21 protein-coding genes and 3 pseudogenes are annotated in these 23,484 nt (G+C 68.5%); 13 read left to right on the forward strand and 11 right to left on the reverse strand.

Annotated elements, in window-relative coordinates; translation table 11 throughout:
• Positions 1–29: 29 nt before the first annotated feature.
• Positions 30–1,553, forward strand: coding sequence for an aldehyde dehydrogenase family protein (locus tag ACFV0T_RS00790; RefSeq protein WP_385772934.1), 1,524 nt, complete (start codon positions 30–32; stop codon positions 1,551–1,553).
• Positions 1,554–1,789: 236 nt separating this feature from the next.
• Entirely contained in the window at positions 1,790–1,936 is a 147-nt protein-coding gene (locus ACFV0T_RS00795; protein WP_176985818.1) for a hypothetical protein, read from the forward strand.
• Positions 1,937–2,254: 318 nt separating this feature from the next.
• Here the strand turns inward: ACFV0T_RS00795 and ACFV0T_RS00800 are convergent, their stop codons facing one another.
• Both ACFV0T_RS00800 and ACFV0T_RS00805 read right to left on the reverse strand, forming a co-directional pair.
• Complete coding sequence (locus ACFV0T_RS00800; RefSeq protein ID WP_385772936.1) at positions 2,255–4,177, reverse strand: fatty acyl-AMP ligase; 1,923 nt, start codon at positions 4,175–4,177, stop codon at positions 2,255–2,257.
• On the reverse strand, positions 4,135–6,018 hold the full coding sequence (locus ACFV0T_RS00805; RefSeq protein ID WP_385772938.1) for a fatty acyl-AMP ligase: 1,884 nt from the start codon (positions 6,016–6,018) through the stop codon (positions 4,135–4,137). The genes ACFV0T_RS00800 and ACFV0T_RS00805 overlap by 43 nt, the downstream gene beginning before the upstream one ends.
• Before the next feature lie 287 nt (positions 6,019–6,305).
• Here ACFV0T_RS00805 and ACFV0T_RS00810 point away from each other — a divergent pair, with 287 nt between their 5' ends.
• Positions 6,306–7,613 (forward strand): beta-ketoacyl-[acyl-carrier-protein] synthase family protein, encoded by a 1,308-nt coding sequence (locus ACFV0T_RS00810; protein ID WP_385772940.1) that lies wholly within the window; start codon positions 6,306–6,308, stop codon positions 7,611–7,613.
• On the opposite strand, the gene ACFV0T_RS00815 is transcribed toward ACFV0T_RS00810, so the two are convergent.
• The gene (locus ACFV0T_RS00815; protein WP_385772942.1) at positions 7,597–8,349 is read right to left on the reverse strand and encodes a LuxR C-terminal-related transcriptional regulator; all 753 of its coding nucleotides are present in this window, start codon (positions 8,347–8,349) and stop codon (positions 7,597–7,599) included. The two genes, ACFV0T_RS00810 and ACFV0T_RS00815, sit on opposite strands and share 17 nt — an antisense overlap.
• A 385-nt stretch (positions 8,350–8,734) precedes the next feature.
• Here ACFV0T_RS00815 and ACFV0T_RS00820 point away from each other — a divergent pair, with 385 nt between their 5' ends.
• On the forward strand, positions 8,735–9,724 hold the full coding sequence (locus tag ACFV0T_RS00820; protein ID WP_385773415.1) for an AraC family transcriptional regulator: 990 nt from the start codon (positions 8,735–8,737) through the stop codon (positions 9,722–9,724).
• 571 nt (positions 9,725–10,295) lie between these two features.
• Here the strand turns inward: ACFV0T_RS00820 and ACFV0T_RS00825 are convergent.
• From ACFV0T_RS00825 to ACFV0T_RS00840, 4 genes and pseudogenes are all read right to left on the reverse strand, one after another.
• Positions 10,296–10,535, reverse strand: a pseudogene (locus ACFV0T_RS00825) (aldo/keto reductase); the annotation flags it as partial.
• Between the two features lie 180 nt (positions 10,536–10,715).
• Positions 10,716–10,847, reverse strand: a complete 132-nt coding sequence (locus ACFV0T_RS00830) for a hypothetical protein (protein WP_385772944.1) — start codon at positions 10,845–10,847, stop codon at positions 10,716–10,718.
• Between the two features lie 226 nt (positions 10,848–11,073).
• Positions 11,074–11,355: pseudogene (locus ACFV0T_RS00835) on the reverse strand (transposase); the annotation flags it as partial.
• 560 nt (positions 11,356–11,915) lie between these two features.
• A complete protein-coding gene (locus tag ACFV0T_RS00840) occupies positions 11,916–12,053 on the reverse strand; it encodes a hypothetical protein (protein ID WP_385772946.1) in 138 nt (45 codons plus the stop codon).
• A 565-nt stretch (positions 12,054–12,618) separates the two neighbouring features.
• Between ACFV0T_RS00840 and ACFV0T_RS00845 the strand changes: the two genes are divergently transcribed.
• Entirely contained in the window at positions 12,619–13,914 is a 1,296-nt protein-coding gene (locus ACFV0T_RS00845) for a helix-turn-helix domain-containing protein (protein WP_385772948.1), read from the forward strand.
• Between the two features lie 271 nt (positions 13,915–14,185).
• On the opposite strand, the gene ACFV0T_RS00850 is transcribed toward ACFV0T_RS00845, so the two are convergent.
• Together ACFV0T_RS00850 and ACFV0T_RS00855 are read right to left on the reverse strand one after the other, a co-directional pair.
• A complete protein-coding gene (locus tag ACFV0T_RS00850) occupies positions 14,186–14,563 on the reverse strand; it encodes a hypothetical protein (RefSeq protein ID WP_121414535.1) in 378 nt (125 codons plus the stop codon).
• Between the two features lie 459 nt (positions 14,564–15,022).
• On the reverse strand, positions 15,023–15,640 hold the full coding sequence (locus tag ACFV0T_RS00855) for a DUF4232 domain-containing protein (protein ID WP_385772951.1): 618 nt from the start codon (positions 15,638–15,640) through the stop codon (positions 15,023–15,025).
• Between the two features lie 980 nt (positions 15,641–16,620).
• Between ACFV0T_RS00855 and ACFV0T_RS00860 the strand changes: the two genes are divergently transcribed.
• From ACFV0T_RS00860 to ACFV0T_RS00895, 8 genes and pseudogenes are all read left to right on the forward strand, one after another.
• Positions 16,621–17,568 (forward strand): phosphotransferase family protein, encoded by a 948-nt coding sequence (locus ACFV0T_RS00860; RefSeq protein ID WP_385772953.1) that lies wholly within the window; start codon positions 16,621–16,623, stop codon positions 17,566–17,568.
• Between the two features lie 42 nt (positions 17,569–17,610).
• Entirely contained in the window at positions 17,611–17,898 is a 288-nt protein-coding gene (locus tag ACFV0T_RS00865) for a hypothetical protein (protein WP_385772955.1), read from the forward strand.
• 376 nt (positions 17,899–18,274) lie between these two features.
• Positions 18,275–18,679, forward strand: coding sequence for an FKBP-type peptidyl-prolyl cis-trans isomerase (locus ACFV0T_RS00870; protein WP_385772957.1), 405 nt, complete (start codon positions 18,275–18,277; stop codon positions 18,677–18,679).
• 122 nt (positions 18,680–18,801) lie between these two features.
• A complete protein-coding gene (locus ACFV0T_RS00875) occupies positions 18,802–19,149 on the forward strand; it encodes a hypothetical protein (RefSeq protein WP_385772958.1) in 348 nt (115 codons plus the stop codon).
• Between the two features lie 285 nt (positions 19,150–19,434).
• The gene (locus tag ACFV0T_RS00880; RefSeq protein ID WP_385772960.1) at positions 19,435–19,752 is read left to right on the forward strand and encodes a hypothetical protein; all 318 of its coding nucleotides are present in this window, start codon (positions 19,435–19,437) and stop codon (positions 19,750–19,752) included.
• 132 nt (positions 19,753–19,884) lie between these two features.
• Complete coding sequence (locus ACFV0T_RS00885) at positions 19,885–20,457, forward strand: hypothetical protein (RefSeq protein WP_385772962.1); 573 nt, start codon at positions 19,885–19,887, stop codon at positions 20,455–20,457.
• Positions 20,450–21,088, forward strand: coding sequence for an HAD family hydrolase (locus ACFV0T_RS00890; protein ID WP_385772964.1), 639 nt, complete (start codon positions 20,450–20,452; stop codon positions 21,086–21,088). The genes ACFV0T_RS00885 and ACFV0T_RS00890 overlap by 8 nt, the downstream gene beginning before the upstream one ends.
• A gap of 131 nt (positions 21,089–21,219) precedes the next feature.
• Positions 21,220–21,388, forward strand: a pseudogene (locus tag ACFV0T_RS00895) (transposase); the annotation flags it as partial.
• Positions 21,389–21,488: 100 nt separating this feature from the next.
• On the opposite strand, the gene ACFV0T_RS00900 reads toward ACFV0T_RS00895, so the two are convergent.
• A complete protein-coding gene (locus tag ACFV0T_RS00900; RefSeq protein ID WP_385772966.1) occupies positions 21,489–22,655 on the reverse strand; it encodes an epoxide hydrolase family protein in 1,167 nt (388 codons plus the stop codon).
• 366 nt (positions 22,656–23,021) lie between these two features.
• The gene (locus ACFV0T_RS00905; RefSeq protein WP_385772968.1) at positions 23,022–23,471 is read right to left on the reverse strand and encodes a winged helix-turn-helix transcriptional regulator; all 450 of its coding nucleotides are present in this window, start codon (positions 23,469–23,471) and stop codon (positions 23,022–23,024) included.
• Positions 23,472–23,484: the final 13 nt, after the last annotated feature.

Genomic DNA, 23,484 nt, shown 5'->3' on the forward strand with positions numbered 1-23,484 from the left:
GGCAGCGCTTCTGAAGGAGGCAGGCCAGCATGACCCGTTACGCGGCCCCCGGCACCGAAGGCGCGATCGTCTCCTACCAGGCACGCTACGACCACTTCATCGGCGGCGAGTACGTACCACCGGCCCGTGGGCAGTACTTCGACAACCCGAGTCCGGTGAACGGGGAGCCGTTCGCCGAGGTCGCGCGCGGCACGGCGGAGGACGTGGAACGGGCGCTCGACGCGGCGCACGCGGCCGCGCCGGCCTGGGGCAGGAAGTCGGCGACCGAGCGCTCCGACATCCTGCTGAAGATCGCCGACCGTATGGAGGCGAACCTGGAGCCGCTGGCGGTCGCCGAGAGCTGGGAGAACGGCAAGCCGGTCCGGGAGACGCTGGCGGCCGACATCCCGCTGGCCATCGACCACTTCCGCTACTTCGCGGGCGCGATCCGCGCCCAGGAAGGGGCGCTCAGCGAGGTCGACGACGACACGGTGGCGTACCACTTCCACGAGCCGCTCGGGGTCGTCGCGCAGATCATCCCGTGGAACTTCCCGATCCTGATGGCCACATGGAAGCTCGCCCCGGCGCTGGCGGCGGGCAACGCGATCGTCCTCAAGCCCGCCGAGCAGACGCCGGTCTCCATCCACTACTGGATGAGCCTCATCGCGGACCTGCTGCCGCCGGGCGTGGTGAACATCGTCAACGGCTTCGGCGAGGAGGCGGGCAAGCCCCTCGCGTCCAGCCCGCGCGTGGCGAAGATCGCCTTCACGGGGGAGACCACGACGGGGCGGTTGATCCTGCAGTACGCCTCGGAGAACCTCAAGCCCGTCACGTTGGAGCTCGGCGGCAAGTCGCCCAACATCTTCTTCGACGACGTGTGGGAGAAGGACGACGCGCTGCGGGACAAGGCGCTCGAGGGCTTCACCATGTTCGCGCTGAACCAGGGCGAGGTGTGCACCTGCCCCTCCCGCGGGCTGATCCAGCGCGGCAACTACAACGACTTCCTGGCGGCGGCCGTCGCCCGCACCGAGCTCATCAAGCCGGGACACCCCCTGGACACCGACACGATGATCGGCGCCCAGGCGTCCAGCGACCAGCTCACCAAGATCCTCTCGTACATCGACATCGGCCGGGAGGAGGGCGCCAAGATCCTCACCGGCGGTGAACGCGCGGAATACGACGGTGAGTTGAAGGGCGGCTACTACGTCCGTCCGACGATCTTCGAGGGCGACAACCGTATGCGGGTCTTCCAGGAGGAGATCTTCGGACCGGTGGTCTCCGTGGCCTCGTTCGACGACTTCGACGACGCCATCAAGATCGCCAACGACACGCTGTACGGCCTCGGGGCGGGCGTGTGGACGCGTGACATCAACACGGCGTACCGCGCGGGCCGGGCGATCCAGGCGGGCCGCGTCTGGACGAACTGCTACCACGCCTACCCGGCGCACGCCGCCTTCGGCGGCTACAAGCAGTCCGGCATCGGCCGCGAGACCCACAAGATGATGCTGGAGCACTACCAGCAGACGAAGAACCTCCTGGTGTCGTACTCCCCGCAGAAGCTGGGCTTCTTCTAGACGCAGAAAAAGGGCGCCTGACCAGGTAAGATGTCCGGCAGGCGCCCTTCGCAGCGCACGGCTAAGCGGCGAGTCGAGATGCGCCTCCACCCCCGATATCTCCCACTGGTATCCCAGCTGTGACCAGCAGTTCGGGGGCATTTACGGGCCAGGGTCCCGCTCAGTCGCCCTCCGCGTAGCCCATCGGACTTGGCCTGGTTGCCGTCGATCACTCGATCATCAGCGCGATCTGGCACATGCTCACCGAGAACATCGCCTACCACGAGCTGGGCGGCACCTACTTTGCCCAGCGCGACCCCGAACGCGCCACCCGTCGCGCGATCAACGCGCTCAAGCAGCTCGGCTACACCGTCACCCTCAACCCGCTGCAAGGCGCGGCCTGACCGGCGAGAGCCAGGACACCCGGCGACCGCCACGGCCACCGGGCACTCAGACCTGCCCACCCCCACCTGACCTGCTCCTATTTACGCGTCAGGCGTGTGCAGTTGTGTCGGCCTTGCCTGGTCCTCATCAGTTGGTTCCTGTCCTTGTGGTCCCTGCGTGGTCCCTTTCGCCCGCTGAGAGGACTGCCAAAACGGATTCCTGCGGATCGACTCCCTCAGCGTACGGTCGGCAACGGGATCCGGCGTCGGCGAACCTGCGCGGTGCCCTGGCCGGGGCAAGGCCCCCGCCAGGGCACGGGATGCGCAGAGGGCGCACCGTCATTCGATGAGGGCCGCCTCGAAGGAGCCCCCGAGGTAACGGTCCCGGCTGTCGCGCCGTTGCAGCTTGCCGGTCGTCGTGAGCGGCAGCGTCCCCGGCTTGAGGAGGACGACATCGTGTACCTGGATGCGGTGTCCGGCATGGACCGCGCGCCTGATCTCCTGCTTGATCTCCTGGGCGGTCACTTGATCACCGGTCTCGCCTCCGGCTGCCGTCGTCGTCTCGGCGAGCACGATGAGCCGTTCGTGTGCGCCGTCGTCGACCGACACCGCGCAAGTACCGAACTCGCGGACTGCCGGGTGGCTGGCCTCAACGGTGGCCTCGATGTCCTGCGGGTAGTGGTTGGCACCGGCGATGATGATGACATCCTTTGCCCGGCCGGTGATGAACAGCTCCCCGTTCTGCACAAATCCGAGGTCACCAGTACGGAGAAACCGCTCCCCCGGCTGATCGGGAATGGACCCCCTGAAGGTCTCGGCAGTCTCCTTGGGAGCGTTCAGATACTCCGTTGCGACGCTCGGGCCGGATACGAAGATCTCACCCACCTCGTCCTCCCCGCAGGGCTTGCCTGTCTCCGGGTCCACGGTTATAGCCGTGCTCAACGGATGGATCGGGCCGCAGCCGACCAACTCCCGGCTGTCCTGTGCCGACGCGGCTGGGCGCACCTTTCCGGCGGCGAGCGACTCGGGGTCCAGCCGCAGGACTTCCGGGGCCTGGCCGACCGGCACGGCCGTGACCATCACTGTCGCCTCGGCGAGGCCGTACGCGGGGGACAGCGCCTCGCGCCGGAAGCCGGCCTCCGCGAATGCCGCGCTGAAGCGGTCGAGCGTATCGGAGCGGACTGGCTCACCTCCGACCAGCGCCATCTCCCAGCGGCTGAGGTCGAGTTCCCGGCGCTGTGCGTCCGTCACCCGGCGGACGCACAGGTCGTAGGCGAAGTTCGGCGCGCAACTGTCCGCGCGTCCGAGCCGGGAGATGGCCCGCAGCCACGTGAGCGGACGCTGCACGAAGGTCATCGTCGGCAGCAGGGTGGCATCCCGGCCGGAGAAGAGGGGGTCGAGGACATTGCAGATGAGGCCCATGTTGTGGTGCGGCGGCAGCCACGACACCGACGACGGTCGGGGCAGCCCGGCGTCGTCGGCAGACCGACGCGTATTGTCGTATATCAACGACAGATTGTTCAGCACATTGCCATGAGTGATCGCGACGCCTTTCGGCACACCGGTCGATCCCGAGGAGTACTGCAGATAGGCGACCATCTCAGCGGTGGCCACCGGTGGGGTCCACTCCCGGGCCAGGTCCAGGGGTACCTCGTCGGTCGCCACCCGGTTGAGTTGGGCGAGCCCGTCGGTGTCGGTGAGGACGTGCTCCGCGGCGGCAAGCATGGGACCGGTCGACAGGAACAGCGAGGGCTCGGAACTCGCGGCGACCGACTCCACCCGGGTCCATTTGGCATTGCTCCGCGTCCCGTCGAGCGGAGCCACCGGCACCGGGATCAGACCGGCATAGATGCAGCCCAGGAAGGCGACGTGGAAGTCCAGTCCCGGCGGGTAACTCAGCAGCGCGCGTGCGCGCGCGGCAGGAACCTGCTGTCGCAGCGTCACGGCGACCGCCCGCGCCCGGCGGTCGAGTTCGGCCAGGGTCAGTGATTCTGATTCCTCGACACCGTCGCCCAGGAACACAAAGTTCTTCCGGTCGGGCTCGGCTGCCGCACGAGTGCGGCACAGGTCGACCAGCGTCGACAGTGCGCCGTGCTCGCCGGCCACCGCCTCGGGCAGTCGGACACCGTGCTCGGGATTGGTTCGCATATGACCACTCCAAACGGAGGAAGAGGCAGAAGGCGGTGGACAGTTCGCGCGCCCCCTGCATGGAGCGAGGTTCAGACTGTTGCGAATGCCCGCGCCCGGTACCTGGACCGGCACTGTGCGCGCTGCAACTTGCCGCTGGTGGTGAACGGCAGCGCACCGGCCTTGACCAGGAGGACGTCGTCGGCCCGGAGGCCGTGCCCGGCGAAGACGGCCTCCCGGACGGCTTCTTCGACCTCATCGGCCGTGTGGGTCGCGCGGGGACCTGGCGGAGTGTCCGGGACGGGGCCGGTCGTGACGCGGTACCGGCTGTTGATCTCAGCCAGGACGACGAGGCGTGTGCGTCCGCCGTCCTCGGCGGTGAAGGCGCAGCAGCACCCCTCTCGTATGGCGGGGTGGCTTGCTGCCGCGGTCGCCTCGATGTCGTACGGGTAGTGCTGCATGCCCTCCACGACGATGAGGTCGTCCACACGGCAGGTGACGAAGAGCTGACCGCCGTCCAGGAAGCCCAGGCTGCCGGTGCGCAGGAACCGGCGGCCCTCGTGGCCGCGCACGGTGGCGTTGAACGTACGCGCTGTCTCCTTCGGGGCGTTCCAGTACGCGGCACCGATACTCGGTCCGGACGCCAGGATCTCCCCCGTCTCGTCCGGGGCGCACGGTTCGCCGGTGGCCGGATCCACCACCGCGATGGTCATGGACGGGTGCACCTGGCCCAGGCCGACCAGCCGGCGCACCTCGTCCTCGGGACCGGCTCGCTGCACCTTGCCTTTCGCCAGCGCCACCGCGTCGAACCGGCGGATCACCGGTTCGGGCTCCACCGGCCCGCCGCTGAGCATGACAGTGGACTCGGCGATGCCGTAACTCGGGAAGAACGCCTCGCGGCGGAAGCCGGCCGGGGCGAGCATGGCACTGAACTGGTCGATCATCTCTGCACGCACCGGCTCGTCGCCGACCACCGCGATCCGCCAGGCGCTGAGATCGAGGGAACGCACCTGCTCCTCGGAGACGCGCCGCAGGCACAACTCGTACCCAAAACCGGGTGCTGAACTGATGCCCGCCCCGCGTTCCGATATCGCGCGGAGCCAGTTGACCGGATGCTGGGTGAACGCCGAGGGCGGCATCATTACGGCGTCGTACCCGACGTAGATCGGCTGCAGGACCCCGGTGATCAGTCCCATGTCGTGGAACACGGGCAGCCAGGACACAACAGGCGGCAGCAGGTCGAAGTCGTCCGTGGCCCGGGTACCGTTGGCCAAGATCAACGAGAGGTTGTGCAGAACGTTGCCATGGGTGAGCTCCACACCCCGGGGCGGACCGGTCGTGCCGGAGGTGTACTGCAGGTACGCGATCGTGTCCGGGCCGATGCCGGGGGCATTCCAGCCATACGCGTCCGTCTCACTGATCTCGTCGGTCGCCACAGAGGTCGGCCGGCGTGGTGTGGAGATGTCCTTCAGCAACGCGTCGACACGGTTCAGCCTTGACCCGCTCGACAGCAGCACATCCGGTTGGCAGCTGTTGACTATTGCCCGGAAGCGCGAGTACCGGTCGTCGACACCGACGCGCAGCACCGGAGGAGCCGGCACCGCGACCAGGCCGGCATACAGGCAGCCGAAGAAGGCGGACACGAAGTCCAGGCCGGGCGGGTAACTCAGCACGGCGCGGGCGCCCTGCGGGGCTTGCCTGCTCAGACGCGCCGCGATTGCCCTTGCCCGGGCGTCCAGTTGGGCGAGGGTGAGCGAGTCGGACTCTTCGAGGCCGTTCTCCAGGAAGGCGAACATCCGTCGATCCGGCTCCCTGGACGCGCGATACCTGCAGAGCTCGACCAAGGTCGTCGGCTCCAGTCGGGATTCTGTGACGGCATCCTCTGACATCGTGGTCCTCCTGTTCGACTCGGCCATTGGCATTTCCCCTGCCATTTCCCCACTGAGCCGCCGGGACTTGGTTACGTATTCAGCCATTGCTGTACGTGTGCGTCTTGGTGGTTTCCGCTCGAAGAGATGCTAAGTCGGCGGAGAAATATCGGGTATCCGCCGCGGGATGGGTCCATCCCCCCTACCGGAGGCGAGCTTCGAGTAGGCCGGAAGACGGATGAAAGCCATCCTCCGGTCGCCGTCACGGTTCGGTCCGTCGGCCGTTACGGAAAGTGCCTCGTACTGGATAACGTCATGACGACGGCCAGTCGACGACGAATGGCCCGTATCCAAGGGAGAACGTTTCCCCAGAAGGCTTCAGAAAGGGAACCTCGATGTCCTACGACGCATCTGACGACTACTTCTTGGGTTATCCGAAGCTCCCCGAACTCCCCGATCTCCCCGGTCGCCCGGACGGGGAGGTCCTGGGTACGACCGGCGTGGTGGTCACCGGTTTGGGAATGACCACGCCGCTGGGCGGCGACGTCCACTCCACCTGGAAGGCGCTGCTCGCCGGCGAATCCCCGATCACCGTGCTCGACGAACCGTGGTCTCGCGATCTGCCCGTACGACTGGCAGGTCGGCTGAGTCAGGAACCGACCGAGGTACTGGACCGGGTCGAGGCCCGACGGATGGACCGCTGCCAGCAGATCGCGATGGTGGCCGCCCGGCAGGCATGGGCCGACGCCGGCGCGCCCGAGGTGGCGCCGGAGCGGCTGGCCGTGGTGATCGGCACCGGTCTCGGCGGCGGGGGGACGCTGGTCGACCAGCACGACGTGTCGTTGGCCAAAGGGCCGGGCCGCGTGTCGCCGTTCGCGGTGACGATGTTGATGCCCAACGGTTCGGCCGCCGCCGTCAGTCTGGCTCTCGACGCCCGGGCCGGCGCCCACGCGCCGACCAGCGCCTGCGCCTCCGGAGCGGAGGCAATAGCCATGGGGCTCGCCTTACTGCGGGACGGGCGGGCCGATGTCGTTGTCGCCGGCGGCACCGAGGCATGCATCGGCCGGCTGTCCATGGCGGCTTTCGCCCGCATGGGAGCCCTGTCCGGCCGTCATGAGGACCCTCAGAACGCATCGCGGCCGTTCGACAGTGCCCGTGACGGCTTCGTCATGTCCGAGGGCGGCGGCGCCGTCGTGCTGGAGCGGACCCAGTTCGCGAAAGCTCGTGGCGCGCGGATGTATGCCACGCTCGCCGGTACAGGGATGAGCTCCGACGCGCACACCATGACGTCTCCGTCAGCGGACGGTCAGATCAGTGCGATCCGCGAGGCCTTGCGTTCCGGCGGCCTCGGCCCGCAGGACATCGTTCACGTCAACGCCCACGCTCCCGGTACGCCCGTCGGTGACCGTATCGAGGCGGCGGCATTGCTGGAATCGCTCGGTCCGCATGCTCTGGTGACGGCGACCAAGTCGATCACCGGCCATCTCATAGGCGGGGCCGGGGCGATCGAGGCCATCTTCACGGTCCTGAGCGTTTTCACCGACGTGATTCCCGCGACCAGGAACCTCGACGACAAGGATCCTGAGGTGAAGGTGGACATCGTCACGGGAACCCCGCAGCGCATCTCGGTCACCGCAGCCATCTCGAACTCCTTCGGTTTCGGCGGTCACAACGTGGTTCTCGCGTTCACCAAGCCCGCCTGACCACGGCTTGGGACGGGCGGCCGGAGGACAGGGGGCCTGCCGCGGCCTGTTTGGCCCGCGGTGGCTGGGGCGGGGGCACGAGACCGCTCCGCTGGGCCATCAGCGCCGCGTGCATCCGGTTCGGCAACTCGAGCTTGGCGAGGATGCGCGAGACGTGGGACTTCACGGTGGCGAGCGTGACATGCAGCTCGTGGGCGATCTCCTGGTTCGACCTGCCCATGGCTATACCGCAGAGAACTTGGGTCTCGCGGCCGCTCAGGCTTGCCAGGGCGACCGCGTGAGACCGCTCATGTGGCGGCGGCAGAATCTCGAACCGATCGATCAGCCGTCGGGTCATCGTGGGGCACAAGAAGGCCGCGCCGTCAGCAACCGCACGGACAGCCGAGATCAGCTCGTCCTGGCTGGCACTTTTGAGCAGAAAACCACGTGCGCCCGCCTTCAGCGACCCGAGCAGATGGCTGTCAAGGGCGTTGCTGGTCAGGACAATTATCCCCGACGCGACTCGGGGTACTGCCGTCCCCAAGGGCCGGGCGAGTTTCCCGATGAATTCGCATTCGGCATCCACGAGGACGACCTGCGGTCGCCGCAGTTCGGCCATGCGTAATGCTTCCTCGCCGACTCTCGTATCTGCGACCACCGTGATATCCGGCGCCTCCCCGAGGGCCTGCCGGAATCCGCGGCGCACGAGATCCTCATTGTCGACCAGCATTACTTCCAACGTGCTGAACTCGTCCATCATTCGCTCCGCCCATGCGATTCGGAAGTGCCCCCGTTGCCTTCGGCAACCAGCAACCGGCACTGTGTGTTTCACTGGCTGTGCTCGAGAATGTTTTCCGGTGCAGCGGTTGCGCGCGTGATGACCGCGGGGCGGGCCGAGCGCTACAGACAGCGGTGGCTGATAACGCGCACGCCCCCTGGGCCTCACGCACATCCCGACTAGGCTGAATGGGAGCCTACGGCGGGATACGTCGCATCGATCCCTTCCGATGCTAGGGGGATTGGCAATGCTGGTTCCAGGCAATGGCGGCCATGCTGTTGGCCGTTCCGGACACGGGTCGGCGGCCGACGAGGTCTCTACGGCTCCACGGCTGTTCAACCGGGGCATCGCAGGCGTGCGCGCGATGGTGGACGTGGGCGTCGAGCGTGGAGTGCCCGTACCGGTATGCCTCGACGGCAGTGGTGTGGACGAGAACGCTCTTGCCGACGATGCCGCACATGTCCGGGCCTGGCAGGAGCTCACTGTGGCGCAGAACCTGGTCCGCGCCACGGGCGACGCTCCCGGCCTGGGGCTCGAGGTCGGCATCCGGATTCCGCTGCGTACGTACAGCGTGTGGGGCTTCGCACTGCTCGCCAGCCCGACGCTACGCGAGGCCGCGGCTGTGGGACTGCGGTACCTGGAACTCACCTTCGCCATGGTGGGGATCCACCTTCAGGAGGACGAAAACGAGGTCCGTCTCGTCCTGGACGACGGGCTGGTGCCCCCGCCCGTCCGGCACTTCTTCATCGAGCGGGAAATAGCCACTATCCGGGCCATCCTCGACACCATCGTGGGCCGGCCCTTCACCCCCCTCCGGCTGGATCTGCGCTTCCCACGGCCTGAAAAGTCCGCGCCGTACGAGGGGTTTGACGACGTGCCCATCGCCTTCGGGGCGCCGCGCAACGCGATCGTCACCCTCGCGCCGGTACTGGAGCAGTCGCTGCCGCAGGCGGACCAGCACACCATGCAGGTGTGCGAACGCGAGTGCCGGCTCCTGCTGGCCCGGCGCACCGACACCGGATTCGCGGCGCGGGTACGGGAACTGCTCATGCAGTGGCCGGACGGCATCCCCGACATGGGCGTTGCCGCAGCCGCGCTGCACGTCTCCACCCGCACTCTGCACCGGCGTCTGTCAGTGGAGGGCACGTCCTACCGGCGTCTGGTCGACGCGGCGCGGCACGCTCGTGCTGTCGAGATGCTGTCCACCCTCGGACTCGGGGTCGACCAGATCGCCGTACGTCTCGGGTACGCCGACGCGGCGGCATTCATCCGCGCGTTCCGCCGGTGGACCGGTGCGACCCCCGGTGCCTACCGAACGCGATCGGTACGCAACCTGTCGAGGGTCCACGAGTGAAGGACGGCCTGCCGCCTCTGTGGGGCGGCGCGTGCTGCGGCCCGTAACGTGCGAGCCAGCCCGTAGTCATGGCGGCCTCGTCCTCGCAGGCCGGGTCACACGCCGTCACGAGAGGGTACGGAAACCCCCGGCTCTCGACTCGATCCGGCCAGGGTGATCCGCGCAATGGCAACCCTTCAGCAGGGCGCGCCCGAACTCGTATGTACGGAACACCTCCGTGTCGACCGCCTGCACAAGCCACTGATGTTCACCGTTCACGGAGATGAGGGAGCGGACGGCCGACGGCTTATGAGACCTTTGGGGATCTTGGTGGCCCTTCCCGATCAACGATCATCCATGACGTTTTCGCAGGTCAAAACGGGTGACCTTTGTCGATGCCACAGAACCCTTGTCAGTCTGTTCCCATCCTTGCGTCCCCACCTGTCCCCAGTGAATCTGTGCTGGGTGTGTCCCTCCACCGCCCATCAGCGTGTGGAAAGGGTCGGGTGGCCCGGGGGAATCTCACCTCCGGGCCACCCGATCCCACTGAGGGCTGGGGGGCGGGCACGGCCGACGGACCGGAGGGCTGGAGTCAGTTGTTGACGCGGTTCATGAGCTGGTCGGGGTAGCGCGGTCCGGCTGCGGCGCCGGGAGGGAGAGCTGCGTCCAGGGCGGCGAGGTGCTCGACGTCGAGACGGGCGTCGGCGGCCGCGGCGTTCTCTTCCAGGTAGCTGATGCGCTTGGTGCCGGGAATGGGGACGATGTCGTCGCCCTGGTGGAGGAGCCACGCGAGGGCCAGCTGTGTCGGTGTGAGGCCGGCCTCTGCCGCGAGGGTACGGACCTCGCCACTCTACGACTTCGGCGCTCCCCACTGGCTGCGGCCCGCGCTCAGCGCCATCGTCGACCACCCCCTGGGCGTAGCCGCCATCGCCATGTGGGCCGGCCTCCTCCTGCTCCTGTCTCCCCTGGGGCACGACCCCGACTTCAAGCAACTCCTCCGCAGAGCCTCCCGTCAACCCACGGCAGCACAGGCGAGAAACGGCGAATCCGCCGAGGTCAGGGTGCCCGCTTGAAAGACCGAGTCGGCACACGCGAACGGCTTGCGCACCGCTTCGACGACGACTGCACCGGTCACGGTGCTCATCCGGGCTCTGAGCAGACCGTGCCTACGACGTCACGGTTTCCGGGAGATCGGTGCGTGGCTCGTTGTGGCCCGCCGCCATGCGCAGGCTCAGCACCATCCGGCGGGGCTTCGTCCTCTCACACAGCCCCTATGAGCGGGGTCCCGACTGTAACTGTCTGACCAGGTGGAAGACCTCGCGGGCCGCATAGCGCTTGAGGCAACGGACGATTTCGCGACGGGTCTTACCCTCTTGCTCGCCGGTGACCGCGTCAATACGCCTGTCGTTGACCTGCGGGGCCTTCACTTCGACCTCCCCGGCCACGGTCGTAACCTTCCTCGGCTGGTGATAGCCGTTGCGGACCACCAAGCGGCGTCCGCGCTCGTCACGCTGATCGGCCAACTCAGCTATATAGGCGTTGACCTCAGCCTCCAGGGCAGCGGCCAACATCCGCCTCGCACCCTCGCGGACGATGTCGTCGATCAGCGAGCCGGTCTCGGTCGTTCCATTGGCATTCACTACGCTCAGCACGGGGCGTGCCTTCCCGACCGACGGTGCAACGTCGGCCTACTCGATGACCAGAAGTCGATCATCCGGGAAGGTACGCCCTTCGCGTCCAGCCCGAGACCGATCCACAGGTCGTGAGCATTGCTCGCCCCTATTGGGACACGCCCTGGGCTCGGTGACAGCAGGCACCATCCCGCAACGGCAGTCGACAAGTCCGTGACAAGACACTCCGGTCAAAGGTGTCATGAGTCAGACCTCCGTCCGGAACGGTGTTACGCAACCGTCCCACTGGTCCCGGCACAACGGCACGGCCCGATCAGTCCCGGCAGACCTCTGGACGGGATAACGATGAGTTGACTCCTCGTCCACCTGTGAACGGCATTGACGGACAGCCGAGCGGTCCGCCGCACAGGCTGCCCTTCCTCGACCATCACACGGACGGCCTCGAACCCTCATCTTGGTAAACGGCGACCACAAGTCCTGTAACTGCTGCGCGAGTTCCCCGCCGGCTTCCCCAACTCCTCCACGAGGTGGGTGCTCTACGCGATCCTCGCCGCTGGCGTACGAGCACCGGCGGTTCGCCCCTACTCGATGTGCGGCGGGATCGCACCGAGGGAGCCTGCCCCCAGCGGCACATTCTCCCGGCAGGTGATCAGCCCGGAGATGGCCACATTCAGGGGCCGGCGGACCACGTCGGCGAAATCGACGTACAGGGCGACCACGACCGGGCCCTTGAGATACGCGCCGCAACGAGTTCCTGGGACATGGTCGGCTCAATTTCGCCCACCACTCTCCGTGCGCACAGGGGGAATTCGCGTTGCTTCCGGTCTCCTGATGTCATCACCAGCTCCACGAGCCCGGGCCCGGGAGTTCGGAGCCGCGGATCTCCGGTTCGCCGATGGCCGGTCCGCCGACGTCATGGGGCGGGACGGCACGGTCCCCGATCGGCTCGGGTTCGAGGGGAGCCCCTGAAGCGAGCACCCTTCGCCGACGAGAGGCGGACCGACCACTCCGACGGCGCGGGGGCGGGGGCGCCTGCGGTTCCGGCGACCGCCCCGGGCTGCACCTCGCCGACCGCGTCCATGAGGGCCTTGTCGGTGAAGTCCCTGGAGAGCAGGGATTTGGCCACCGCTTTGGCCGCGCGCACCCAGGCGTCGAGGAGAGGGATGGCGCAACCCTGGAACCATCCCAGCCGTATTGACGTGCAGCTATGGGGAGTGCCTGGGATGCCGCCCCGGATCGGGACAGGACTGCACAGGCCGCCGGATGGATGCGAGTACGGACCACATGGATGCAATCCACGATGACGTGGCGGAGTTCGCGCTACTGCTGACGCGTCTGAAGGAGCGCACAGACCGCAGCTACGCGGCGCTGGCCCGCCGTCTGGACATGAACGCCTCCACGCTGCACCGCTACTGCGCCGGGGAGGCAGTTCCCCTGGACTTCACCGGGATCGAGCGGTTCGCCGCACTCTGCGGAGCCTCCCCCGAGGAACGCGTGGAGTTGCACCGCCGGTGGATCCTGGCAGTCGCCGCACGGCAACGGTCCCGCTCATCTGATGCGCGGCGGACACCGACGTCCCACGACGCCACGAGCACCGCGGCATCGGCCGCATCCGCGAGTCACAACAGCCCGGCGGACGAGCCACCCGAGCCGACCTTGTCGGCCGACCCGCGCCCGGAGGCGGCCTCGGCGGCCGACCGACGGCCCCACGCCGGGCGGCCTCGACGACAGCCTGGGCGATCGATAGCGCTGGCGGTATCGCTCGCCGTCGCGCTCGCCGGCCTCACCACATCCGCTACCGGACCCGTCTCCGGTGGCGGTGAGTCGTCGGCCTCCGCCCGCACCACACCAACACCCTCGGCGTCGGCCACGCACAGCGGCGGCAGCCCGCAGAAGAGCCGGGCGAGCGCCGGCACGGTCGCACCGCCCGCTCCGCTCACCTGGACGGCCGACTCCCAGCTTTGGCAACGCGAATGCGCCCATGACTACGTCATCGCCAAGCCACCGCAGCAGGTCCCGCCGCCGCCGACCCCGGCGGACGCCGCGGTGTGGGCCGCGTCCCAGGGGGCGGTGCACGGCGGCACCACCGATCTGCGGATCTCGGTGCAGGGACGCGGCTCAGCCGCCGTCGTCCTGGAGGCACTGCATGTGCGCGTGGTCAACCGCACCACCCCCGCCGCCCGCCGGGGCATCGCCTACTCCATGTATGAAGGCTGCGGCGCCATCCTCGTCCCCCGCTACTTCTCCGTGAACCTCGACGCTCACCGACCCCTGGCCCGTTCGATGCCCGGCAACGACCCGGACAGACCGACGCCCGCGGTCGACTTCCCCTACCAGGTGTCCCTGCGGGAGCCGGAGGTCCTGCTGCTCTCCGCGCACACCGAGTCCTGCACCTGCGACTGGTACCTCGACCTGGACTGGTCCTCACAGGGCCGGACCGGCACGGCGCGCATCGACGACCACGGCCGCCCGTTCCGCACCACCAGCATCAAGGGGCTACCGCACTACTGGTACCGCAACCCCGCTGGCTGGGTCCCCATGACCGCCGCTTACGACGACAAGGCGGAAACCGGCGACTGACGAAGCGACAGGCCGCACAGCCCGTCCGACAGCAGGACCGGCAGGGTTGGTTGCCCGGCCGTCCCCGCCGGCGATGGGAGACGGGCAGGGAGGTGGTGCCGTGCATCTCTCCGGCCGCGGGGTTGCCCAGGGGCCGCACCGTGGTGGTGCGCGTCGCTCCGAGGGTCTTGCCGTTGACGAACGGCTTGGCCGGGCCGCTGGGGGCCTCGCGCAGCCCTGCCCGTCGCCCGGCGGGCGCGCCCACGCACGCCTGCCGGCCATTCCAGCGGATTCAGCACGTGGAGCTGCTGGAAATCTTTATTCCGTTGACGCTGTAGGAGTTGGTGAACACGGTTTGGGTGTTCGGCTCAAGGCAGATCGAGCCCCCGCTCTGCAGCCGCAGATACACCACGTCGTCATTCCGGGTGTTCAGGACCCCGTAGTGCGGCCGGGGCGTGACCGCCTGATAGGCGCTGGTGACGTCCCGGTACTTCGAGAGCGGCGTGCCCGCGTTCAAGGCATTGCCGTCCACGTAGAAGCAGACGTATGGGTACGGGCAGCCCTGGGTGGGGGACTCCGCGTGGGCTGCGGATGCACCGGTCATGGACATGGCCGCGACGGCCACGCTCACCCCCGCGAAGCTTGCAACCTTCCGTATGACGGGCTTCATCAAACCTCCAGGAATTCGACAAATCGTTCGGATTGTCCGTGAGTGTCGACGGACATGACAGGGGGGAGCGACGCCCCGTGGACGTGTGCTGCTGTCGCGAACTTCCCACGTACCGAAGGTGCTTGCGGATGGTCACGCCCGGGCCCGGCCGGCAGAGCTCTGCTACTCGTCGCGAATGCTCCTTGCGGACGGTCTTACGACAGGCGAACCCGGGGCCCGCCTGGACCTCAGCCGACCACGACGGCGGACGCGCCCACCGACCACGCACACGTGTGTCTCGCTGTACCCCCACCGGCCTCACCCCGCGTCCTGGGTGCCCGAGGACATGGGTGTCCCAGGGGCGGGTGCATGGTGAGGGGTGTCGTGGTGCTGCCGGGCCATCGGCCGACTTCAGCCGGTGTCAGTAGGCCAAGTGAGCGTTCTGGTCAGCCGCTGGGAAGCGGTCCGGATCGAGGTCCGTCACTTCGACATGATGAAATCCAGGGCGAAACCGGAAGCAGTCGTCCAGTAGGTGACAAGCTGGCCGTCGTCCGCGTACAACGTGGGGGCGGGCATGGGGACATCGATCGGCTTGCCCGCGTTGCTGCCGAGCTTGCGGCCCTGGAGGCCCAGGGTGATGCTCTTCGCCTCGTACTCGTCCCTGGCGCCGCCGCTGACGAGCAGAGCGGCATATGCCTCTTCACCCGGCGCGAGGGTGACGGGCACCCCCGGGGTCGGGTCGCTCTCCTTGATCACGGGGACCGTGGTCGGGGCATCCGCGCCAAGCCGCACGAGAGGGTAGCGGTAGAGGTTGCACTTCTTGTCGCCGGCGTTCTGCACGATCAAGAGGAGGTGCCTGGCCTCCTTGCTGTCCGCGGGCTCCTTCACGGAGGACACCCCCAGGACGTCCTGGGAGCAGGCGGCGATGGTGCCCTTGTCGCCACTGCCGCCGGAGCGGTGCGTCACCGCTTGATCGGTCTTGCCGCTGATCGTCCATGGCCCGGTGGCGGAGGCATGCGCCGACACACCACACCCAAGAGCCAGGACGAGACCCGCGGCCACGGCCACCCGGCGGCCCGCAAGGGACTTCATGTTCATATGCGTGTTCCTCTTTTCTGATCGGCGTTAGGTCGCACGCGCCCGCGGCCCGGCACTGCGGTTTACGGTGCAGGGCTGTCGGCGCGGCACCACCCCGTCTCCTCCCGGACCGCGTTGGCGGGGGCGAAGGCGGTCGGGCGCCCCCTTGAGCGTCCGCGCCTGCACCCCGGGCACCCGAAGAGATGGGTGTCCCAGTGGACGGGTGAGTCGGGGTGTCGTGGCGCTGCCGGGCGCTCGGCCGCTTCAACCGGTGCGACAGCCATAGCCTCGGATGCCTCGTGGACCTGAGGCAACAGCCGCCACCCAACCTGCAACGGTGGAACGATCCCACCCCCGACCACCTGCAGAAACAAAAAAGCCTGGGATACCTGTCCGGGATGGCAAACACCCTGAGGCCGGCGGCCTGAGAACCTGTGGACTCGGCGGTCGGGGCGGCCGCTGGGGCCGATGCGTGCGTGTTCGTGCTGGGGGCTGGCCCGTTCTACTGGATCTGCGGGCGACCCTGCAGACTCGGCGCCCACTAAACCGTCGCGCACGGTGCACCGCACGACATCGCCGCCAGCGTCCTGCGCCTGACCCCAGGCGGCATCGACGGCGTCTTCGATGCCGCGCTGATCGGCGACCCGCTGCTGCCCGTACTGCGAACGGGCAATTGCTTCGTCTCGGCCTCCCAGGCTCGTCTCCCCACCGCCGAACGCGCCATCCGGGTTGCGGCCGTCCGCGGTGCACCTGACGGCGCACAGCTTGCGGAGATCTGGAACGGCTGGCGACCGGCCGCCTTACCACCCGCGTCGCCGAGGTCCTGCCCCTGGGGGCACGCCGCCGAGGCCCACTGTCAAGCGGAAGGCGAACCGCACGACGCCCGGCAGCGCTCCGTCACCGGGTGCCGCGCGGGCGAGGGGCCTACTGTGGGAGACGGTCCCGGCGTCGGCCCCGTCGACCGGCCGGTCGTTCACGCCGGGGGCGGAAGGAGGCACGAGATGTCCGATGCGATACGGGACACCACGGCCCGGCGCGTACGACATTTCGTCGACGCCGGATATCCCGACGCCGGACCCGTCGAGGCGGCGGTGGAGGGAGCCGTCTACCGACTCGGGGACGGAACGGTGGCCAAGGTGTGGGAGCGCCGACGGGGATCCGAACTGCGGCGGATGCAGCGTTTCTACGCCGATGCCGCGGCGCACCTGCCGTTCGGCGCCCCGGAGATCCTCGCCGTCAAGGACATCGACGGTGTCCCGATGACCGTGGAGCGGGAGCTGACCGGCGAGCCCTTGGCGGGCAGGATCCGCACCGACGACCCGGACGAGGTGCTGCCCGAAGCGGTCGACTGCCTGGTCGGCGTGCTGCGCGCCCTCGCGGACGCCCATGACGTCGACGAGGTCAAGCACCTTCCTGTGCTGGACGAGGAACGCCCGCTGTGGGAAGGCCACACCACTTTCGGATCCGCCCTGGCGGACCTGGTGGACCGGCGGGTCAGCCCGTGCGCGGACCGGCTCTCCGCGCATGTCCGCGACTTCGACGACATGCGCGCCCGGCTGCTTCGGAAGCTGCGCTCGCTGCCCCGTACCGACGAGGCGGTCGTCCACGGTGACGTCTCCCCGGAGACCGTGCTGGTGGACGACGACCTGCGGCCGCTCGCCCTCGTGGACTACGGCTTCCTGTCCACGGGCGGGGACCCCCGGTTCGACGCCGCCGTGGCCGCGGCCATCTTCCCGGCGGGCACCGAGCACGCCCCGGAGATCACCCGGCAGCTCACCACGCGGTTCGCCGACGAGTTCGGCTACGCGGTCGACGACCTCCTGCTGTACCGGGCCGCCTATGCGATGGCCACGAGCGACGCCTTCGCGCCGGGCGGCGGTGACGAGCACTTCGCCTGGTGCGTCACCGTGCTCGAGGACCCGGCCGTCGCCGAGTCCCTGCACCGGTGACGCACCGCGGGCAGCCGGGAAGTTCCGGTGACGGTGTGTGCGGTGCCCTACGGTCCCGAGCGGATCCAGGGGCACATGGCCCTGGGGGTCGAGCGGCAGGACCGCATCGTGGTGGCTGCCGGCGTGTCGGACCCCGCCATGACCAGCATCGACACCTTCGACCCTCATCGGTCACGGCGCACAGCCAGTCTCGCCGGCCTCGGCAGGTCCTTCGCCCTGCGTACCGAGCCCGATGAGTCCGTCAACCTGGCGGCACTGCAGGCCGGAGCCGAGGAAGTCACTGGCCATCTCGCGCGGGCGCTGATCGCGCACCACCCCTCAGCTGCCTGAAGCCGCCTCGACAGCGGATGGTCACGGCCGCCGCCTGCTCAAGCTGCCGCTTACGGCCGAGAGCGCACCCACGAGCGCGGCACGGACCCCCTGTGAGGTTCCAGCGTCAGGCGGGGGTGGCTGATCAGCCGGCCAGGACGGGTTAGTGGGTGTTCAGGTTCGCCGTTTCGGCCGTCGCCCCGTTCTGGCGATCACCGTGTGACCTGTGCGTGCCGGTCGCGTTCATCGGTCGTGCGAAAGATCATCACGTGTGGCCACTGAATCTGGTGTGCTCCGGGGACGGGCGTTCTCGGTAGCGTGACCATCTGCTGCACGGAGTGTCCATGTGTCCGACTGGTCCGTGCGACGGCTTCCGGCTGATAGTGATGAGGCTGCAATGAATGAACTGACGAAGCCCGAGGTCGACGTTCCGGAGGTTGACGCTCCTACCGAGCTGACCATCCGGGACCTGGTCGTCGGGGACGGGGCTGAGGTGAAGCCGGGCATGGTGGTCAGGGTCCACTATGTCGGGGTGACCTTCGAGTCCGGGAAGGAGTTCGATGCCTCCTGGGACCGCGGTCAGCCGTTCAAGTTCGCCCTGGGCAGTGGCAAGGTCATCAAGGGCTGGGACCGGGGGGTGAGGGGGATGAAGGTCGGCGGTCGGCGCGAGATCATCGTTCCCCCGCGTCTCGGCTACGGCAATCAGTCGCCTTCGCCGTTGATCCCGGCGGGCTCGACCCTGGTCTTCGTGGTGGACCTGCTGGACTCGTATTCCAGCACAACCGGGTGGAGCAACGCCTAGTGCCCCTGGCCGCTCCTCCCCTGCGGCGTGCTGCGTCGTCCGCCGGGGTGGGCACCGCCGTGCTCCTCGCTGTCACTCCTGCTTCCGCCTTCGCAGCGTCCGTACGGTTCCGCTGCGACTCGTTGACCGCCGAAGGCCACGAGGCGACCGACTTCCTCAACGGCCTACCCGGCGCCGCCGCCCGGACGTCTGAACCCGCCGGCCGTGCTCGGCAAACGGGGGAGGTCCCCGGCGGAATCCAGCTCGTCGCACTGCCGATCACAGCGCCGGTCCGAGGAGGCCCCGCCCAGCAGCAACACATTGCGCAAGCCGATACGGACCAAGATCCGGACCATTTCCGGACCAGCACCCCGCCAGAGAGCCGCACCAGCTACTATTTCCCCTGGTCAGCTTGGGTGCAACTGCTGTACCACCAGCAGACGAAGAACCTCCTGGTGTCGTACTCGCCGCAGAAGCTGGGCTTCTTCTAGACCCAAAAAGGGCGCCTGACCAGGCAAGACGCCGGTCAGGCGCCCTGTCGTCGAACCGCGGACAGTCGGCGCGCGCGATGTGACCCTGCGCTTCACTCCCGAGCCCGAAGCCAAGAGACGGCGGTCAACGACGCCTTGGACTGCTTCGCCTCACCGCGTGGGACACGGTCCACAGGAGTTCCGGCCAGAGGCGGACGAGTACTTCATCGGCGTCGGGCGCCGGTCCCTGAACGCGACGTCCGGAAATCGCCAGCGGCGGTTCAGCGACCGTCGCAAAGTCGGTGCATGCAATATGTGTTGAACATCCGGCCCCGGAAGCGGGACACGGATGGCGGTGCCACCTCCTGGCGGATGCTGGCTGTTCTGCCGGCCGGGCAGTTCCTGGCCAATGCGGACACCGCGATCGTGAATGTCGCCGGGCCCGACATCCAGGACAGCCTCGGCGCGTCCGGCGGGGAAACGGCTCTCGTGGTCGCCGGATACGTGGTCGCCTATGCCGTGCTGCTGGTGACCGGGGCCCGTCTCGGGCCACCCACGGGTATCGCCGGGTCTTCGCCGCCGGGGTGCTCGTCTTCGGGGTGTCGTCCCTCGTGTGCGGGGTAGCGCCCACCCCGGTGCTCCTGATCCTCGCCAGGATCGTGCAGGGCGCGGGGGCCGCGCTGATGGTTCCCCAGGTGCTGAGCGGTCCGGCCGCCGGCGGTGCGCTGGGGGCTGCTCGCTCACGGCCTGACGACTTTGACGTACTTCGCCCTGCTGTTCGTGCTGGCGGTCTACCTCCAGCTCGGTCTGGGCCGGGGACCCGCTTACGTGGGGCTCACCATGGTCTCCTGGGTGGCGGCTTTCGGGCTTGCCGGCCTCGCGCTGTCCCGCCTCCCCGCCGAGTACGCCCCCGTGCGATACGCCGACGTGTGCGGCTGCCTCCTGCTCGCCGTCTGCTATCTCGCCGTGTGCGGGTATCTGCTGGCCGGCCACCACACCGGCCCGGGGCTGCTCGCACTGCTCGGAATCGGCGGATTCGGCCTGGGCATCAGTTCCAACTCGCTCATCAACCGCATGACTTCGGCGACCGCGCCGGACTACGCCACCGATCTCTCAGGCGTCATCAGCACCAACGCCCAGCTCAGCGGTGCGGTCGGTGTCGCCGCCCTGGGCGCGGGCTATCTGGCCTTCGCCCGTACGGGAGACGCCACCACGTCGGCCCACGCGCTGGCGGCCACGCTCGGGGCGTGCGCCGTGCTCGCACTGGTCTCCGCCGGCGCGGCCCTACGAGCAGTCCACCACACAGCACAAGGGAACCCACATGCTTGAACTGTCCTTCAACGCCGTCTGTTTCGACCTGGACGGCACTCTGGTCGACACCGAACCCCGCAGTCGCGCCGCCTGGCAAAAGCTCTTCCAGGTCCATGGCGTCGGCCTCGATCCAGCCCGACTTGCGCGATTCGCAGGCCGTCCGGGGGGCGAGGCCATCGCGGATCATCTGGCGTCCTTCCCCGGCAGGAGCGCCGAAGCGCTGTTCCGTGAGGCCCTCGGCTACGCACGAGGCGCCGACATGCCTCCGGTGGGGCCGATCGCGGGGGCACTCGCGCTGCTGACACGGCTGCGTGACATGCATGTACCCATGGCCGTGGTCACGTCAGGGACGAAGGACTACGCGCGCGCCGAGCTCTCCGGCATCGGTGCCCTGCATCTCTTCGACGTCGTAGTCACCGCGGACGACGTCGAATTCGGCAAGCCCCATCCGGAGGGCTACCTCTCGGCGGCCGCGGCCCTCGGTGTCGATCCGCTCGACACGGTTGTCTTCGAGGACGCGCCCGCCGGCGTCCGAGCCGCGCGGGCGGCCGGCGCGTACTGCGTGGCGCTCACCACCACCCATTCGCGGACGGATCTCGGCGCCGCCGATGCGACGGTCCGCGACTTCTCCGAGATCCGATGGAAGTAGGAGCGCCTGATGCGCAACAGTGATCGAGCACTTGTCCAGCTGTCACTCACGGACGGGACGCCTCTCGCCGTGGACGTTGGCACTGGCTGTGCTCGAACTCCCCGAACTAACTGACCTGCCCGGACCGCTAGTTCTGCCACGTCTACGGTCGCAGCGGCCGGTCCTCGGACCCAGTTCGTGCCCGGCCGGCCGTACTCCTTCGTCGCCGCCGTTCTGGAGACGGGCAGGACCTCGTGGCGCCGGCTCCTGGACGCCGTGCGGCTCGTCCCGGCCGCAGACGTTGCCGGGCTCACGGCCGCCGGTGATCGAGCCGCCGCCGCCGAAAGCGGGGCGGTGGGGTCGGCGTCCCGGACGCCTGCGGCACACCTGATCGCACGGCGTGAAAAGTCTGAACCCGCGGTCAGTCGGCGGCCGGTTGTCGGCATGACCGCAGTGTGCGGGCGAAGTCCCGCAGGTCGGAGGTGAACAGGCCGGGCTGCTCGAAGGCGGCGAAATGTCCGCCACGCGGCTGGTCGGCCCAGTGCACCACGTTCCACTGGCGTTCGCTCCACCGGCGCGGGGACCGGGTCTTCTCCCGTGGGTAGAGTGCGATGCCGGTGGGCACCTCCACCCTGCGGCTCCACACCTGCGGATCGGAGCCGTAAGCCTCCGACTCCGCGTACAGGCGGGCGGCCGAGGTCGCAGTGCCGGTGAGCCAATAGAGCATGGTGTTGTCCAGCAGCCGGTCGAGCGTGAACGGCAGGCCATCACAGGTGTCGGACCATGTGTGGAACTTCTCCAGCAGCCAGGCCGCCAACCCCGCGGGGGAGTCCTCGAGCGCCGGGCCGACACTGTGCGGCCGGGTGGCCTGCTGGACGTAGTAGCCGTTGTCGGCGCCATACACCCGGGCGTTGTGCTCCAGTGCCTCGCGCTCCGTCGGCGTCGCCTCGGCCAGCGGGTCGTCGAGGCCAGGCGGGGCCACCGCCCAGGGGAAGTTGATGTGCGCGCCCAAGAGCCGGCGGGGATGCTCCAGGCCGAGCTGCCGGACGACGAAGGCGCCCCAGTCCCCGCCCTGGGCCACGAAACGGGGGTGGCCGAGATCGTCCATGAGGGCGGCGAACGCGTCGGCGATGCGGACCACGTCGACACCGGGAGCGGCGGTCGGCCCAGAGAGACCGAAACCGGGCATCGAGGGCAGCACTACGTGGAAGGCGTCCTCGGCGCCTCCTCCGTGGCTGGTCGGGTCGACCAGTGCGGGCAGGCAGTCGAGGAACTCCACCACCGAGCCGGGCCAGCCGTGGCACAGCAGCAGCGGCGTGGCGTCCTCGTGCCGCGAGCGCACCGCGAAAGCGTGCACGCGCAGCCCGGCGAAATCACCGATGACCTGGGGCAGGGCATTCAACTCGGCTTCGGTGCGACGCCAGTCGTAGCGGTGCAGCCAGTGCTCGACGAGGCTCCGCAGCCAGGGCTGCGGGGTCCCCCATCCCCAATCCTCGCCGGGCAGATCGTTCCGGAACCGGGTACGCGCAAGCCGCTCGCGCAGGTCGACCAGCGTCTCGTCGGACGTAGTGATCGTGAATGCTCGCATCGAGGCATTCTCACCTCGTTGGGACGCCTGCTGCCAGCGACTTGTTCTGGAGGTTTCAAAGATTGCATCTGGGCTGGTCACGCCGCGTGTTGGTACTCGTGCAGGATACCGCCGAGGCGGTCGCGTCGGTGGATGTCGAGGTGGGGGAACCGGGCCGGTTCGGTGATCGGTCCGGGCACCGGGCGTAGCGGCGCGACGCTTGCGAGAGCGCGGTGGGGTCTGTGCTGATGCCAGACGTTCTCGCACTCGCGCGGGGCGTGGAGCAGGCGGCCCTGGTTCGCGATGAGGGTGCGGTCCAGGAGTTCGGTTCGGCAGGTGCGCACCCGTCGCTGGGGCCTGCCGCCCCCCTGCCGATCCAGCGCATTTCTATCCGGCCTTCTGCACGTGGGTGGTGTCGGGGTCGAGGGGGGTGCCGTCGTCGCTGGTCGGCGCGATGGCCGGCACGGGGGTGCCGTGCTGGTCGACAAGCGTGGAATGGGTCTCGCCAGGGGCGAAGGCGTGGCGTTCTCCCCACTGTCGCAGGGTGAGGATGACGGGGAAGAGGTCGCAGCCGGCGTCGGTGAGCACGTACTCCTGGCGACGGCCCGATGGCGCGGTGCGCTGGGCGAGGAGCCCGTGAGCGATGAGCTTCCGGAGACGGTCGGTGAGGATGTTGCGGGCAATGCCGGTGCGTCGCTGGAACTCTGTGAACGATCGTGCCCCGTTCATCGCGTCGCGGACAACGAGAAGGCTCCACCTGTCGCCGACGAGGTCGAGCGTGCGGGCGACGGGGCAGTCGGAGTCGGTCCAGTCGAGGTTCGGGGCACCGCGTGGCATGACACCTCCCAAT

The organism is Streptomyces sp. NPDC059582, assembly GCF_042735715.1.
Taxonomy (GTDB): domain Bacteria; phylum Actinomycetota; class Actinomycetes; order Streptomycetales; family Streptomycetaceae; genus Streptomyces.